13 protein-coding genes are annotated in these 14,415 nt (G+C 65.1%); 8 read left to right on the forward strand and 5 right to left on the reverse strand.

Features of this window, described 5'->3' with window-relative positions:
* Positions 1-18: 18 nt before the first annotated feature.
* From GNX71_RS26660 to GNX71_RS26690, 7 genes are all read left to right on the forward strand, one after another.
* Positions 19-1,251, forward strand: coding sequence for a type II secretion system F family protein (locus GNX71_RS26660; protein WP_206175204.1), 1,233 nt, complete (start codon positions 19-21; stop codon positions 1,249-1,251).
* Positions 1,251-2,216 (forward strand): A24 family peptidase, encoded by a 966-nt coding sequence (locus GNX71_RS26665; protein ID WP_206175205.1) that lies wholly within the window; start codon positions 1,251-1,253, stop codon positions 2,214-2,216. The genes GNX71_RS26660 and GNX71_RS26665 overlap by 1 nt, the downstream gene beginning before the upstream one ends.
* A 10-nt stretch (positions 2,217-2,226) precedes the next feature.
* Positions 2,227-2,835 (forward strand): dephospho-CoA kinase, encoded by a 609-nt coding sequence (gene coaE / locus GNX71_RS26670; RefSeq protein ID WP_206175206.1) that lies wholly within the window; start codon positions 2,227-2,229, stop codon positions 2,833-2,835.
* 73 nt (positions 2,836-2,908) lie between these two features.
* On the forward strand, positions 2,909-4,402 hold the full coding sequence (locus GNX71_RS26675) for an MBOAT family protein (RefSeq protein ID WP_206175207.1): 1,494 nt from the start codon (positions 2,909-2,911) through the stop codon (positions 4,400-4,402).
* 12 nt (positions 4,403-4,414) lie between these two features.
* Entirely contained in the window at positions 4,415-5,428 is a 1,014-nt protein-coding gene (locus GNX71_RS26680; protein ID WP_241027058.1) for a hypothetical protein, read from the forward strand.
* Between the two features lie 36 nt (positions 5,429-5,464).
* Complete coding sequence (gene zapD, locus GNX71_RS26685; protein ID WP_206175209.1) at positions 5,465-6,220, forward strand: cell division protein ZapD; 756 nt, start codon at positions 5,465-5,467, stop codon at positions 6,218-6,220.
* Positions 6,217-6,429 carry a DNA gyrase inhibitor YacG gene (locus tag GNX71_RS26690; protein WP_206175210.1) on the forward strand — a complete coding sequence of 71 codons (213 nt, stop codon included), beginning with the start codon at positions 6,217-6,219 and terminating at the stop codon, positions 6,427-6,429. Before zapD ends, GNX71_RS26690 begins: the two co-directional genes overlap by 4 nt.
* 12 nt (positions 6,430-6,441) lie before the next feature.
* Here the strand turns inward: GNX71_RS26690 and GNX71_RS26695 are convergent, their stop codons facing one another.
* The 5 genes from GNX71_RS26695 to secA all read right to left on the reverse strand — a co-directional run bounded on the left by GNX71_RS26695 (position 6,442) and on the right by secA (position 13,902).
* A complete protein-coding gene (locus GNX71_RS26695; RefSeq protein ID WP_206175211.1) occupies positions 6,442-8,388 on the reverse strand; it encodes an acyltransferase family protein in 1,947 nt (648 codons plus the stop codon).
* A 55-nt stretch (positions 8,389-8,443) separates the two neighbouring features.
* Positions 8,444-8,902, reverse strand: coding sequence for an NUDIX domain-containing protein (locus GNX71_RS26700; RefSeq protein ID WP_206175212.1), 459 nt, complete (start codon positions 8,900-8,902; stop codon positions 8,444-8,446).
* Complete coding sequence (locus tag GNX71_RS26705; RefSeq protein ID WP_206179704.1) at positions 8,899-9,774, reverse strand: ATP-binding protein; 876 nt, start codon at positions 9,772-9,774, stop codon at positions 8,899-8,901. Before GNX71_RS26705 ends, GNX71_RS26700 begins: the two co-directional genes overlap by 4 nt.
* Before the next feature lie 82 nt (positions 9,775-9,856).
* Positions 9,857-11,086, reverse strand: a complete 1,230-nt coding sequence (gene argJ, locus GNX71_RS26710) for a bifunctional glutamate N-acetyltransferase/amino-acid acetyltransferase ArgJ (RefSeq protein ID WP_206175213.1) — start codon at positions 11,084-11,086, stop codon at positions 9,857-9,859.
* Between the two features lie 29 nt (positions 11,087-11,115).
* Positions 11,116-13,902: a preprotein translocase subunit SecA gene (gene secA / locus GNX71_RS26715; protein ID WP_206175214.1), complete on the reverse strand. Its 2,787-nt coding sequence runs from the start codon at positions 13,900-13,902 to the stop codon at positions 11,116-11,118.
* 182 nt (positions 13,903-14,084) lie between these two features.
* On the opposite strand from secA, the gene GNX71_RS26720 reads away from it, so the two are divergent.
* Entirely contained in the window at positions 14,085-14,393 is a 309-nt protein-coding gene (locus GNX71_RS26720; RefSeq protein WP_206175215.1) for a hypothetical protein, read from the forward strand.
* Positions 14,394-14,415: the final 22 nt, after the last annotated feature.

The following is a 14,415-nucleotide window of genomic DNA, read 5'->3' on the forward strand; positions in this document are numbered from 1 at the left end:
CTGAATACCGGAGATCGAATGGCAACAGTGGCATCCCCCCGCTCCTCCCAGGTCACGCACAAGGAATTTGTCTTCGAGTGGGAAGGCAAGGACCGCAATGGCAAGCTGGTGCGCGGCGAACTCCGGGCCGCCGGCGAGAACCAGGTGCAAGCGGCGCTGCGCCGCCAGGGTGTGCTCGCCAGCAAGATCAAGAAGCGCCGCATGCGCTCGGGCAAGGCCATCAAGCCGAAGGACATCGCGATCTTCACGCGCCAGTTGGCGACGATGATGAAGGCCGGCGTGCCGTTGATGCAGTCCTTCGACATCGTCGGTCGCGGCAATGCGAATGCGAGCGTTGCGAAGCTGCTCAACGACATCCGCAGCGATGTGGAAACCGGCACGTCACTTTCGTCGGCCTTTCGCAAGTTCCCGAAGTATTTCGACAACCTGTACTGCAATCTGGTGGAAGCGGGCGAAGCGGCCGGCATCCTGGAAGATCTGCTGGACCGCCTTGCCACCTACATGGAGAAGACCGAGGCGATCAAGTCGAAGATCAAGTCGGCATTGATGTATCCGACTTCCGTCGTCGTTGTCGCGTTCGTGGTGGTCGCGATCATCATGATTTTCGTGATTCCGGCCTTCAAGCAGGTATTCACTTCGTTCGGCGCCGACCTGCCCGCCCCCACATTGTTCGTGATGGCCATGAGCGAGTTCTTCGTGTCTTACTGGTGGCTGATCTTCGGGGGTATCGGCGGCGGGTTCTACTTTTTCATGCAGGCGTGGAAACGCAACGAGCGCATGCAAAAGTTCATGGACCGCCTCGTGCTGCGCATTCCGATTTTTGGCACGCTGATTGAAAAATCCTGCATCGCACGCTGGACACGAACGCTGGCAACGATGTTTGCAGCCGGCGTCCCCTTGGTCGAGGCTCTCGATTCAGTGGGCGGTGCCTCCGGCAATTCCGTCTATGGCGATGCCACCGCCAAGATCCAGCAAGAAGTCTCGACCGGCACCAGCCTGACCGCGGCCATGACCAACGTCAATCTCTTCCCCTCGATGGTGATCCAGATGACCGCCATCGGCGAAGAATCCGGCTCCATCGACCACATGCTGGGCAAAGCTGCCGACTTCTACGAATCCGAGGTGGACGACATGGTCGCGGGCCTCTCCAGCCTCATGGAGCCCATCATCATCGTGTTCCTCGGCACGATCATCGGCGGCATCGTAGTGTCGATGTACCTGCCCATCTTCAAGCTCGGCCAAGTCGTCTGATGCCGGTTTCGCAAGGGTTCGACGCCGTCCTGGCCGGCGTGCTGGGGCTATTGATCGGCAGCTTCCTCAATGTCGTGATCTACCGGACGCCGGTCATGATGTACCGCGACTGGCTGTCCGATGCCGTTGCCAACCTGATGACGTCGAAGGACGTGCCTTCGCTCTGGTCGCTGGTCTTCGGCCCGAAGGCCACGCCTCCCGCAGGGCTCGAAGCCGCGGCGGACAAGGCCGCAACGGCGATCGAGAACCTCCCGCCCTTCGATCTCACCCGCCCCGCCTCGCGCTGCGGCGCCTGCGGCCACAAGATTCGCTGGTACCAGAACATCCCGGTCCTGAGCTACCTGTTCCTGCGCGGCCGCTGCGCTTCGTGCAAAACCTCGATCAGCCCGCGCTATCCGCTGGTCGAACTGGTCACGGGCGCGCTGTTCGCCCTCTGCGGCTGGCGCTTCGGCCTCACGCCCACCGGCGCCTTGTGGGCGGCGTTCGCCGCACTGCTGATCTGCCAGTTCCTGATCGATTTCGACACCCAGTTCCTGCCCGATTCGCTGAACTACACCCTCCTCTGGCTTGGCCTCATTGGCGCAGCGATGGGCTGGACCGGTGTGCCCCTGAGCTCGGCTGTGTGGGGCGCCGTGTTCGGCTACCTGAGCCTCTGGCTTGTGTACCATGCCTATCGCCTGGTCACGGGCAAGGAAGGCATGGGCTATGGAGACTTCAAACTGCTCGCGGCACTGGGAGTCTGGCTCGGCGCCGACTATCTCATCGCCATCATCCTCGTCTCTTCGCTGGTGGGTGCCGTGATCGGTATCACCCTGCGTGTCGTCGGCAAGCTGGCGCACAAGGACATCCCCATCGCCTTCGGTCCCTTCCTGGCCGGCGCGGGCCTCGTCTGCCTCGTGATCGGTCCTGAAGTCGTGCGGCAATGGGTTCCCTTCGCGTTCCCACTCGGCGCGCTGATCCATTGAGAAATCCGGCATGGTTCGGCGCATCGGCCTGACGGGCGGCATTGGCAGCGGCAAGAGCACCGTTGCCGGGCTGCTGGTTGCCCAGGGCGCCGTGCTGGTCGACACCGATGCGATCGCGCGCAGCATCGCCCAGGCTGGCGGCATCGCGATGCCTGCCCTCGAGGCCACCTTCGGTCGCACCGTGATCGCCGCGGACGGTGGCCTCGACAGGGCCGCCATGCGCCAGATCGTGTTCGCCGATGCGGGCGCCAAGCTCCGGCTCGAATCCATCCTGCATCCGCTGATCGGCACGGAAACGCAGCGCCAGGCTGCGGCTGCAGGCGAAGACGCCGTCGTGGTCTTCGACGTGCCGCTTCTCGTCGAATCCGGACGCTGGCGCGCCATCGTGGACCGGGTGCTGGTGGTCGATGCCACCGAGGCCACGCAGCTCCAGCGCGTCGTCGCGCGTTCGGGCTGGACGCCCGATGCCGTCAACGCGGTGATCGCCCAGCAGGCGCCGCGCAAAGCGCGCCGGGCCGCAGCCGATGCGGTGATTTACAACGAGTCATTGACGCTCGCGGAACTCGAAATCGAAGTGCAGGGTCTCTGGGAGCTGTGGGCTGCGGCCACCACGCGATAATCCGAGACCTGCCGCTGCCGCGGCCGCATAACGATTACGACAAAAAGGCGCTCGCCGCAGTGCCCTCCCCGAGATGCTTTTCAACTCGTATCCCTTCATTTTTGTCTTTTTCCCGTTGGTCCTGATCGGGTTCTTCCTGATCGGCAAGCGCAACGCCCGCGCCGCCGCCGGCTTCCTCGCACTGGCTTCGCTCTTCTTCTACGGCTGGTGGAGCGTGCAGGCCCTGCCGCTGCTGCTGGGCTCCATCTGCGTCAACTACTGGTTCGGACTGCAACTGTCGCCTGCGCCGGGCCGCGACGACCGCAAGCGCAAGACGCTGCTGATCAGTGCACTGGTGGTCAACCTGGGCGTGCTGGCCGTCTTCAAGTACGCCAACTTCTTCCTGGAAAACGTCGATGCCGGCCTGGTCGCGGCGGGCCTCACGCCGATCGAGCTGGTGCACATCGTGCTGCCGATCGGCATCTCGTTCTATACCTTCACGCAGATCGCCTTCCTGGTCGACTGCTGGCAGGGCAAGGTGCACGAGCGCAGCTTCGTCCACTACCTGCTGTTCGTGACCTACTTCCCGCACCTGATCGCGGGGCCCGTGCTGCATCACGCGCAGATGATGCCGCAGTTCGCGAACAGTGCCACCTACCGGCTCGACCCGAACAAGGTGGCGATCGGCATCGCGATCTTCGTCTTCGGCCTTGCCAAGAAGCTCCTGATCGCCGACCCGCTGGGCCAGTACGCCGACATGATGTTCAACGGCGTGCACAAGGGCATCGAGCCCACGCTCTACACGGCGTGGTTCGGCGCGCTGGCCTATACGCTGCAGATCTACTTCGACTTCTCGGGCTACTCGGACATGGCGGTGGGCCTGTCGCTGTGCCTGGGCGTGCAGCTGCCGCTCAACTTCCGCTCGCCCTACAAGTCGACCAACATCATCGAGTTCTGGCGCCGCTGGCACATCTCGCTGTCGACGTTCCTGCGCGACTACCTCTACGTGCCGCTGGGCGGCAACCGCAAGGGCCCGGCCCGGCGCTACCTGAACCTGTTCCTCACGATGCTGCTGGGCGGCCTGTGGCATGGCGCCGCGTGGACCTTCGTGATCTGGGGCGCCCTGCACGGCATCTTCCTGATGATCAACCACCTCTGGAATGCCAAGGTGCGGCGCAACGCCACGCCCGGCCGCATCGCCCGGGTGCTCGGCTGGTTCCTGACCTTCCTCTGCGTGGTGGTGGCGTGGATCGTCTTCCGCGCCGATGGCATGCACACGGCCATGGCGATCTACAAGGGCATGCTCGGCCTGCACGGCGCGCCGCCGTCGGCGTTCAGCGAGCTGGGCCCGGTTCCGTTCCGCAAACCCGAGTTCTTCCAGACCCTGCTGGTCGGCATCGTCATCTGCCTGGCGCTGCCGCCCACGATCACGCTGGAGCGCTGGATCCCGCATCCGAAGGCTGTCGCAGGCCGCCCGGTCATGGCGTGGCTCTCCACCGCGGTCCTGGCCATCGGCACCTTCGCGCTGTTCGCCTGGTGCGTCTCGAAGCTGGGCAACTACAGCCCGTTCCTCTACTTCCAATTCTGATTCGACATGACGATGCCCGCGAAAGTCTGGCTGCGGTTCTTCTTCATCGGCTACATCGTGCTGATGGGGCTGTGGATCGTTTCGCTGACCAGCCCCATTCCCTACGGCGACCTCACGCGGATCGGGCGCCTTTCCGAGCGTGAGTTCGGCTGGACCGCGCCCCCGCCCAAGGTCGACCCCGCATTGCTCAAGGGCACGCCGGTGGACCAGGCCGACATCATGGTCATCGGCGACAGCTTCTCCATGACCTTCCGCTGGCAGTCCAAGCTCGTTGCGGCTGGCTACCGCGTCTCGACCACGTACTGGGGCCAGTACGAGAACGCGCTGTGCGGCGATTTCGACCAGTGGATCCAGCGCTCGGGATTCAAGGGCAAGCTGATCATCATCGAGAGTGTCGAACGCCTGCTGGGCGACCGCACCAAGGACAGCGCGAAGTGCCAGAAGATGCGCATGCCCTACGACGCCATGCCGCATCCCCTCGTCAAGCCGGACGAGACCGTGCCCGACCCGTCCCCCAACTGGAACGTCCAGTTCATGACCGGCGTGACCACCTACTACAACACCTGGAAAGCGAAAAAGTCTGCAACCGACACCTACTTCGACTGGAACACCTGGGTGCGCCCGGTGCCCAACGGCTGCAAGTACTTCTCGCACCATGCGTGCGACAAGATGCCGTTCTTTGCCGAAGACGAGGACAACGGCCCTCTGACCCTCGCGCACCTGGAGTGGATGAAGAACTTCACCCAGGCGCACAGCGCCATCCCGATCATGTGGATGGTGATCCCCAACAAGACCACGGTGTACCTGAAGCCCGACTACTCGAAGGATTTCGAAACGGGCTTCCGCGAATCGAAGCTGACGGGGCCCGACCTCTACGCTTTTACACGCGAGAAACACACCCAGGTTCGCGATTTCTATTTCTCGAACGACACTCACATGTCGATGCACGGACAGCTCCTGCTCGGCGACCGCATGCTGGCGGCTGTGCGCGAAGTGCTGCCGACGCCCCCTTCCAAATCACCCTGAAGTTATGATCCCGCGACAGGAAACCGATAAACACGCGTGATCCTTTACGAGTACCCCTTCAACGAGCGCATCCGCACCTACCTGAGGCTGGAACACCTGTTCCGTCGCCTCGGAGAACTGGTGCCCTCGGAATCGCCGCTCTCCCACCACTACGCCCTGATCACGATCTTCGAGATCATGGACGTGGCGGCGCGCGCCGACCTCAAGGCCGATGTGCTGCGAGATCTCGACAAGCACAAGAACGTCTTCAACAGCTACCGGGGCAATCCAGCCATTGCCGAAACGGTGCTCGACCAGGTGGTCGGCCAGCTCGAGGGCAACTTCGCCGCACTCAACGGCGTTGCCGGCAAGGCCGGCCAGGCGCTGACCGAGAACGAGTGGCTCATGAGCATCCGCAGCCGCGCCGGCATTCCGGGCGGCACCTGCGAGTTCGACCTGCCCGCCTATTTCGCCTGGCAGCACCGCACGCCGGCGAGCCGCCGCGCGGACCTGGAGCGCTGGTCGAACACGCTCTCGCCGCTGGCCTCTTCCATCTACCTGCTGCTCAAGCTGCTGCGCGACGCCGATGTGCCCTACAAGGTCATCGCCACGAACGGGCAGTTCCAGCAGAACCTGCCGCAGGGACGCAGCTTCCAGCTGCTGCGCCTGCGCATCGATCCTCGGCTGGGACTGGTCCCCGAAATCAGCGGCAATCGCCTGATGGTTTCGGTCCGGCTCATGCGGCACGAGGCCGACGACCGTTTGCATCAGAGCACGGAAGACGCGCCTTTTGAATTGACACTCTGCGCATGACGGGCAAGGTGAACGACAAAGGCGAGCGGATCGTCCGTTGCCCCAGTTGTGGCGGCGACAGTGTCTACGCGCCTTCCAACCCCTATCGGCCCTTCTGCAGCGCGCGCTGCAAGGGCGTCGATCTGGGCGCCTGGGCCAGCGAAGAATTCCGGATGCCGGCCGAGGCGCCGCCCGATGACGATCCGTTCGGCGATCCCAAGCTTCAGTAGAGCGCTGCCGCTTTAGCGGCCGCCGTCCCCGAGAAACACCTTGTCCAGATAGCCCGCGTGCTCCCGCACGTAGAAGGGCCGCAGGTGCTCGCGGTCCTTGTAGACCGGTGTGCCGTCCGGCATGGACCGCACGCACTCGCCCGATTGGCAGAGCTGCGCGAGCACGTCGATGGCCTCCGCGCCGCTCGATGCGGCAATGCGCTTCAACCGCTCGTTGAGCTGCGCCTGCTCGGGCGGCAGCGGACCGGTGGTGGTGCTGGTCAGCGCCGTCATCCGGCCCATGCGGCTGCCTTCGATCAGGCGGCGCGGCTCGAACTCCACGCTGCGCGCGTTGTCCAGCAGCAGATACACCTTCTTCTTGCTCTGGACCAGCGTCGTCAACAATTTCTCGAGCGCATCGAGCGAACGCCCGAGCCCCGGGCCACCGTTGTTGATCGGATAGTTCGCTGCCCCTTCCCGGAAATAGAAGGCCAGCGGGAAATTCCCTGTGAAGTAGCAGTTCCAGCAAGCGCCGACGACGACCGTGTCGATCCGCGGATCGAGCGCCAGCTCCAGCATGCTGGTGCGCGCCTTGTCGCAGCCCTCATTGCCATCGGACAGCACACCCGGCACGGGCGGGCAGGCGCCATAGGTCGCGAAGTACGCCGTGGCCATCTGGCCCGGTGCGCTGCGGGCAAGCTCCAATGCGCGCGGCGCGTATTGCTGCACATGGCTGTCGCCGATCAGCAGCACCTTGCGCGCGCCGCTGCCGGTGCGCTCGACCTTGTGCGCTCCCAGCTTCTCTTGCTTGAAGCCGTCGTAGTAGTTGTCGTCCACGGTGGCATCGGTCACCTTGCGCAGCAGGTCGCTGCCGTTGCGCGGCGGCATGCCGCCCAGCGCCAGCACGCCGACCAGCGCTACCGCCACGCCGGAGGCGGCCAGCGTGCATAGCATGCCGACGCTCGTGCGCGCCCGGGTGAAACGTTCGAGAAATCGGTAGGTGGCCCACGCCAGCAAGACGCTCGCGACCACCGCACCTGCACGCACCCATGCCGACGGGTTGCCCTCTTCCACGATCCGTGCATACACCAGCAGCGGCCAGTGCCACAGGTAGAGCGGATAGCTGATGAGGCCGATCCACACCATCACCCGGTTCGAGAGCAGGTACTTGTTCAGCACCCCGCCCGGCCCGGCCGCAATGCAGCTCACCGCCCCCAGCGTCGGCAGCAGCGCCCACCAGCCGGGGAAGGCCTTGTCGCTGCGCGTCATGACGAGCCCCAGCACGATCAGGCCCACGCCGAGCACCGACTGGAGATGGCTGCGCCACACGTTCGGCGCGACGGGTTTGAGTCGCATGCACGCCAGGATGCCGCCGACCATCAGCTCCCAGAAGCGCGACGCCGGCGAATAAAAGGCGGCCTCGCGGAACGGATGCACCGTCGTCACGTTGACCAGGAACGACGCCACGGCAATCACCCACAGCAGCCGCACGATCGGCCAGCGCCGACGCCATGCCACGCCCAGCAGCAGCGGCCAGAAAATATAGAACTGCTCCTCGATGCCGAGGGACCACAGGTGCAGCAGCGGCTTGGTCTCGGCCGCGGTATCGAAGTACCCCGACTCGCCCCAGAAGATGAAGTTGGCCACGAAGGCCGCGCCGCCCGCCGCCTGCTTGCCGAGCTCGGCGAACTCCCGCGGCAGCAGCGCATACCAACCGAAGGCCAGCGTCGCCGCCAGCACCAGCATCAGCGCCGGAAAAATCCGCCGGATGCGGCGCGCATAGAAGTCGCGGTAGCTGAAGTCGCTCGCCGCGTGGCTCTGCATGATGATCGTCGTGATCAGGAAGCCCGAGATCACGAAGAAGATGTCGACGCCGATGAAGCCTCCCGGCAGCGCGTCGGGAAACGCATGGAAGGCCAGCACCGACGCGACGGCGACGGCGCGCAGGCCGTCGATGTCGGGGCGGTACTTGGGATGCATCTTCGGGTTCAGGCCGCGGGCACTGTGCGGCCGTCGTGCCGGCCGGTCGCCCGCATCAGGCCAGCGTCGAGACGGCCATCGCCGCCGAAGCGGGCAGGCCGCGCTCCTGCACCAGCCATTCGAGCACGGGCAGCGCGCCCGGTAGCACCGGTGCCACGTCGAGCGGCAGTTGCTGCCACGCCATCGCCTGGCCTTCGCGCATCTCGAACTCGCCGGTCCAGGCCGTCACCTTGCACCAGTGCAGGCGCACCAGCGCATGCGGATAGTCGTGCTCCGTGACCTTCCAGACCGAAGCACCTTCAATGGTGATGCCGAGTTCTTCCTGCAGTTCACGGCGCAGCGCCTCTTCGACGGTTTCACCGGCTTCGATCTTGCCGCCCGGAAACTCCCAGTAGCCCGCGTAGGCCTTGCCTTCGGGCCGGGTCGAGAGCAGCAGCGCATCGTCGGCCAGACGGATCAACACGCCGACCGCAACCTCGGTGTGCTTACGCGCGCCGTTCTCTTGTGCGCTCACGCGTTGCTCCGCCCCGCGTAGTCGCGGGCGAACTGATAGGCCACGCGGCCGCTGCGGGAACCGCGCTCCAGCGCCCAGACCAGCGCCTCGGGCCGCGCCGCCGCGATGGCGGCCGCATCGACACCGAACGACGAGAGCCACTGCCCCACGATCGTCAGGTATTCGTTCTGGCTGAAGGGGTAGAAGCTCACCCAGAGGCCGAAGCGCTCGGACAGCGAAATCTTTTCCTCGATCACCTCGCCCGGATGCACCTCGCCATCGTCGGTGTGGGTGTACGTGAGGTTTTCCTTCATGTACTCGGGCAGCAGGTGGCGCCGGTTGCTGGTCGCGTAGATCAGCACGTTGGGCGTCGATGCCGCAATCGACCCGTCGAGGATCGACTTGAGCGCCTTGTAGCCCGGCTCGCCCTCGTCGAAGCTCAGGTCGTCGCTGAAGACGATGAATTTCTCGGGACGCTGCGAGACCACCTCGACGATATCGGGCAGGTCGACCAGCTCGGCCTTGTCCACCTCGATGAGGCGCAGCCCCTGCGGCGCATAGGCCTGCAGGCAAGCGCGGATCAGCGACGACTTGCCCGTGCCGCGCGCGCCCGTCAGCAGCACGTTGTTGGCCGGCTTGCCTTCGACGAACTGGCGCGTGTTGCGCTCGATCTTTTCCTTCTGGACGTCGATTTCCTTGAGCGAATCGAGCGCCATCGTGGCCACATGCTTCACCGGCTCCAGCACGCCGTGGCCGGAGTTGCGGCGGCGGTAGCGCCAGGCGATGGAGGCGTTCCAGTCCACCGGCGCCGACAGCGGCTGCGGCAGGATCGATTCGATGCGGGCAATGAGCTGTTCGGCGCGCTCGATCAGCTTCTGGAACTGCTCGTTCATCGACGCCCGCCCGGCCGCCCGAAGGGCGTTGAGCACGCCCTCGGGGGGCAGCGACGACACGAAGTGCGGAGCGTGGGGGTCATCATGATCTGTAGTCGGCGTTGATGGTCACGTATTCGTGGCTGAAGTCGCAGGTCCACACCGTTTCGCTGGCATTGCCGCGGCCGAGGCCGACGCGCACCGTGATCTCGCTCTGCTTCATCACGCGCTGGCCGTCTTCCTCGCGGTACGACGGGTTGCGCCCGCCCTTGACCGCCACGTGCACGTCGTCCAGGAACAGGTCGATGCCGGTCTGGTCGAGGTCGGCAATGCCTGCATAGCCGACAGCTGCCAGGATGCGGCCCAGGTTCGGGTCGCTGGCATAGAACGCGGTCTTGACCAGCGGCGAATGCGCGATCGCGTACGCGACCTGCTTGCACTCGGCGGCATCGCGGCCGCCTTCGACCTGGATGGTGATGAACTTGGTCGCGCCTTCACCGTCGCGCACGATGGCCTGCGCCAGGAGGCGCGCCACGTTCTGCATGGCGGCCACGAGGGCTTGGCCTTCGGCAGATTCGAGCGAGGTGATGGTCGCGTGCGACGCCTTCTGCGTGGCGATGACGACGAACGAATCGTTGGTCGAGGTGTCGCCGTCGATGGTCACGCGGTTGAACGAGCCATCGGCCAGCAACTTCGCGAGCGGCTGAATCAGCGACGGATCGATCTTCGCGTCGGTCGCCATGAAGCCGAGCATGGTCGCCATGTTCGGGCGGATCATGCCGGCGCCCTTGCTGATGCCGGTGATGGTGACGGTGGCGCCGCCGATCTGTACCCGCTGGCTGAATGCCTTGGGGATCGTGTCGGTGGTCATGATGCCTTCGGCGGCACGTGCCCAGTGGTTTTCCGACGCATCAGCCAGCGCCGCAGGCAGGCCCGCTTCGATGCGGTCCACCGGCAGCGGCTCCATGATCACGCCGGTGGAGAACGGCAGGATCTGCTCGGGCGCGATTTCCAGCTTGCGCGCGAGCGCAATGCAGGTGGAGCGCGTGCGCATCAGGCCGTCTTCGCCCGTGCCGGCGTTGGCGTTGCCGGTGTTGATCACCATCGCGCGAATGCCGTAGTTGGCGGCCAGGTGGTCGCGGCAGACCTGCACCGGCGCTGCGCAGAAACGGTTCTGGGTGAACACCCCACCGACCGCCGAGCCTTCGTCGATCAACACGACGGTCAGGTCCTTGCGGTTGGCCTTTCGCACGCCCGCTTCGGCCACGCCGATGCGGACGCCGGGCACCGCGAACAAGGCGGCGGGATCAGGGGCGGACAGGTTCACGGGCATGGGGTTCTCTCAGTGAAAGGTTCGGGACGTCAGCTCAGCTTGCCGTGGCACTGCTTGTATTTTTTGCCACTGCCGCAGGGGCATGGGTCGTTGCGGCCGACACGGGCAAAGGCGGCGGCTTCGGCACTCAGGGCGCCGGTACCGACGGCCGCAAGGCGGCGCTGGCTCTCCTCGTCGACACGCACCTCGACCTCGCCGGTCTCGGTCGGCGCGGAGTAAGTGATGTTGGCCACGTTCTCGCCGCGGCTTTCCATGGCTTCGGCGGCTTCCTCGAGCTGCTCGCCCGATTGCACGCGCACCGTCATGAGCTGACGCGTGACTTCGTTCTTCACCGAGTCGAGCAACTGGCCGAAGAGCTCGAAGGCTTCGCGCTTGTATTCCTGCTTGGGTTGCTTTTGCGCATAGCCGCGCAGGTGGATGCCCTGGCGCAGGTAGTCGAGCGAGGCCAGGTGTTCGCGCCAGTGGGTGTCGATGCTCTGCAGCAGCACCATGCGTTCGAACTGGGTGAAGTTCTCCTGGCCGATCAGCGCCAGCTTGGCGTCGAAGGTCTCGTTGGCGGCCTTGACCACCTTCTCGAGCACGTCCTCGTCGGAGATCGCGTCGGAGGCCTCGACCTCCTTCTTGAGCGGCATGTCCAGGCCCCACTCGGTGAAGAGCGTCTTCTCCAGGCCTTCCAGGTCCCACTGCTCCTCGACCGATTCGGCCGGCACGTACTGGCGCACCAGGTCCATGAAGCAGCCTTCGCGCAGCGCGGCGATCTGCGCCGTGAGGTCGCCCGCGTCGAGGATGTCGTTGCGCTGCTGGTAGATCACCTTGCGCTGGTCGTTCGAGACGTCGTCGTATTCGAGCAGCTGCTTGCGGATGTCGAAGTTGCGCGCCTCGACCTTGCGCTGCGCGCTCTCGATGCTGCGCGTGACGATGCCCGCTTCGATGGCCTCGCCATCGGGCATCTTCAGGCGATCCATGATCGCCTTCACGCGGTCGCCCGCGAAGATGCGCATCAGCGGATCGTCCAGGCTCAGGTAGAAGCGCGAGGAGCCCGGGTCGCCCTGGCGGCCCGAACGACCGCGCAGCTGGTTGTCGATGCGGCGCGACTCGTGGCGTTCGGTGGCGATGATGCGCAGGCCGCCGAGCGACTTGACGAATTCGTGGTCCTTGGTCCACTCCTCGCGCACATGCGCGATGTCCGCCTGCTTGGTCGCTTCGTCGCGGCCTTCGTCGTTCTCGATGGCCTCGATCATCTTCTCGATGTTGCCGCCCAGCACGATGTCGGTGCCGCGGCCGGCCATGTTGGTCGCGATGGTGATCATCTTCGTGCGGCCGGCCTGCGCCACGATGTCGGCTTCGCGCGCATGCTGCTTGGCGTTGAGCACCTGGTGCGGCAGGCCCGCCTGCGTGAGCAGGCCGTCGATGATTTCGGAGTTCTCGATGGACGAGGTGCCCACCAGCACCGGCTGGCCGCGCTCGTAGCACTCGCGGATGTCCTGGATGGCCGCCTCGTACTTCTCGCGCGTCGTCTTGTAGACGCGATCGAGCTGGTCTTCGCGCTTGCTGATGCGGTTCGGCGGAATGATGACCGTCTCGAGACCGTAGATTTCCTGGAACTCGTAGGCCTCGGTGTCGGCCGTGCCGGTCATGCCGGCCAGCTTGCCGTACAGGCGGAAGTAGTTCTGGAAGGTGATCGAGGCCATCGTCTGGTTCTCGGCCTGGATCTCGACGCCTTCCTTGGCTTCCACGGCCTGGTGCAGGCCGTCGCTCCAGCGGCGGCCCGTCATGAGGCGGCCGGTGAACTCGTCGACGATGGTGACTTCGCCCTCTTGCACCACGTAATGCTGGTCGCGGTGGTACAGGTGGCGTGCGCGCAGCGCCGCCGTCAGGTGGTGCATCAGCGTGATGTTGGCCGGGTCGTAGAGCGACGCGCCTTCAGGCAGCAGCTTGAACTCGCCCAAGATGCGCTCGGCGTTCTCGTGGCCGTCTTCGGTCAGGAACACCTGGTGCGTTTTCTCGTCGACCGTGAAGTCGCCGGGCACCGTGACGCCCTCGCCCGTGCGGGGGTCGGCTTCGCCTTCCTGCTTCTTCAGCAGCGGCACCACCTTGTTGATGGCCAGATAGAGGTCGGTGTGGTCTTCGGCCTGGCCGCTGATGATCAGCGGGGTGCGGGCTTCGTCGATCAGGATCGAGTCCACCTCGTCGACGATCGCGTAGTTCAGCACGCGCTGGACCCGGTCGCCCGGCTCGTACACCATGTTGTCGCGCAGGTAGTCGAAGCCGTATTCGTTGTTGGTGCCGTACGTGATGTCGCTGCCGTAGGCTTCCTGCTTTTCCTCGCGCGGCATCTGCGGCAGGTTGATGCCCACCGTGAGACCCAGGAAGTTGTAGAGCCGGCCCATCCACTTGGCGTCACGGCTGGCCAGGTAGTCGTTCACCGTGACCACGTGCACGCCCTTGCCGGACAGCGCGTTCAGGTACACCGGCAGCGTGGCGGTCAGCGTCTTGCCTTCGCCGGTGCGCATTTCGGAGATCTTGCCGTTGTGCAGCGCCATGCCGCCGAGCAGCTGGACGTCGAAGTGGCGCATCTTCATGATGCGCTTGGAGCCTTCGCGCACCGTGGCAAAGGCCTCCGGCAGCAGGCCGTCGAGCGTTTCGCCCTTGGCCACGCGATCCTTGAACTCCTGCGTCTTGGCGCGCAGCGCGTCGTCACTGAGCTTCTCGAACTCGGGTTCGAGCGCATTGATGCGTTCCACCGTCTTGCGATACTGCTTGAGGAGCCGGTCGTTGCGGCTGCCGAAGATCTGGGTCAGGAAGTTGGTTGCCATTGGGTGGAGATGGGCGGGCGCCTGACACGACAGGCACTGCGACCGGATTCCCTAAGATATGGTGAAAGCAGTTGGGCGCGCTCGTTTCGAAATCAAGTTCGGCCTCGAGCAGCCTTTTTTCCGGCGCGAACGCCGGCAAACCGGGCATTTTAGCTGTCTTGTTTCTGTCCTCAGGATTACTCATGTATCGCCGCCTCGCCCCCGCCATCAGCCTGCACCAGGCTGCAGAAGGTTCGCCCACGCTGGGCGGCCTGATGGCGCGCGCGCGCGACAGCGCCGAGCGCCTGAAAGCCGTGGAGGGGCTCATCCCACCGGCCATGCGCAGCGCCGTGCAGGCGGGACCTGCCGAGGGCGACGTGTGGTGCCTGCTGGTCAAGGGCAGCGCCGCGGCCGCCAAGCTGCGCCAGCTCGCGCCGATGCTCGTCACGCGGCTCAAGAACAGGGGCTGGGACGTCGCAACGATCCGCATCAAGGTGCACACCGGGCGCTGACCGACCGCCGACGCCTTGAATT

Source organism: Variovorax sp. RKNM96 (assembly GCF_017161115.1).
Classification (GTDB): Bacteria; Pseudomonadota; Gammaproteobacteria; order Burkholderiales; family Burkholderiaceae_C; genus Variovorax.

Bases quoted from the DNA above. Each gene is read 5' to 3' on its own strand.
- GNX71_RS26680 (WP_241027058.1), top strand. From the start codon at position 4,415: ATGCCCGCGAAAGTCTGGCTGCGGTTCTTCTTCATCGGCTACATCGTG.
- GNX71_RS26675 (WP_206175207.1), top strand. From the start codon at position 2,909: ATGCTTTTCAACTCGTATCCCTTCATTTTTGTCTTTTTCCCGTTGGTC.
- GNX71_RS26695 (WP_206175211.1), bottom strand. From the start codon at position 8,388: ATGCATCCCAAGTACCGCCCCGACATCGACGGCCTGCGCGCCGTCGCC.
- GNX71_RS26660 (WP_206175204.1), top strand. From the start codon at position 19: ATGGCAACAGTGGCATCCCCCCGCTCCTCCCAGGTCACGCACAAGGAA.
- coaE (WP_206175206.1), top strand. From the start codon at position 2,227: ATGGTTCGGCGCATCGGCCTGACGGGCGGCATTGGCAGCGGCAAGAGC.
- GNX71_RS26720 (WP_206175215.1), top strand. From the start codon at position 14,085: ATGTATCGCCGCCTCGCCCCCGCCATCAGCCTGCACCAGGCTGCAGAA.
- argJ (WP_206175213.1), bottom strand. From the start codon at position 11,086: ATGCCCGTGAACCTGTCCGCCCCTGATCCCGCCGCCTTGTTCGCGGTG.
- GNX71_RS26690 (WP_206175210.1), top strand. From the start codon at position 6,217: ATGACGGGCAAGGTGAACGACAAAGGCGAGCGGATCGTCCGTTGCCCC.
- GNX71_RS26665 (WP_206175205.1), top strand. From the start codon at position 1,251: ATGCCGGTTTCGCAAGGGTTCGACGCCGTCCTGGCCGGCGTGCTGGGG.
- GNX71_RS26705 (WP_206179704.1), bottom strand. From the start codon at position 9,774: ATGAACGAGCAGTTCCAGAAGCTGATCGAGCGCGCCGAACAGCTCATT.
- secA (WP_206175214.1), bottom strand. From the start codon at position 13,902: ATGGCAACCAACTTCCTGACCCAGATCTTCGGCAGCCGCAACGACCGG.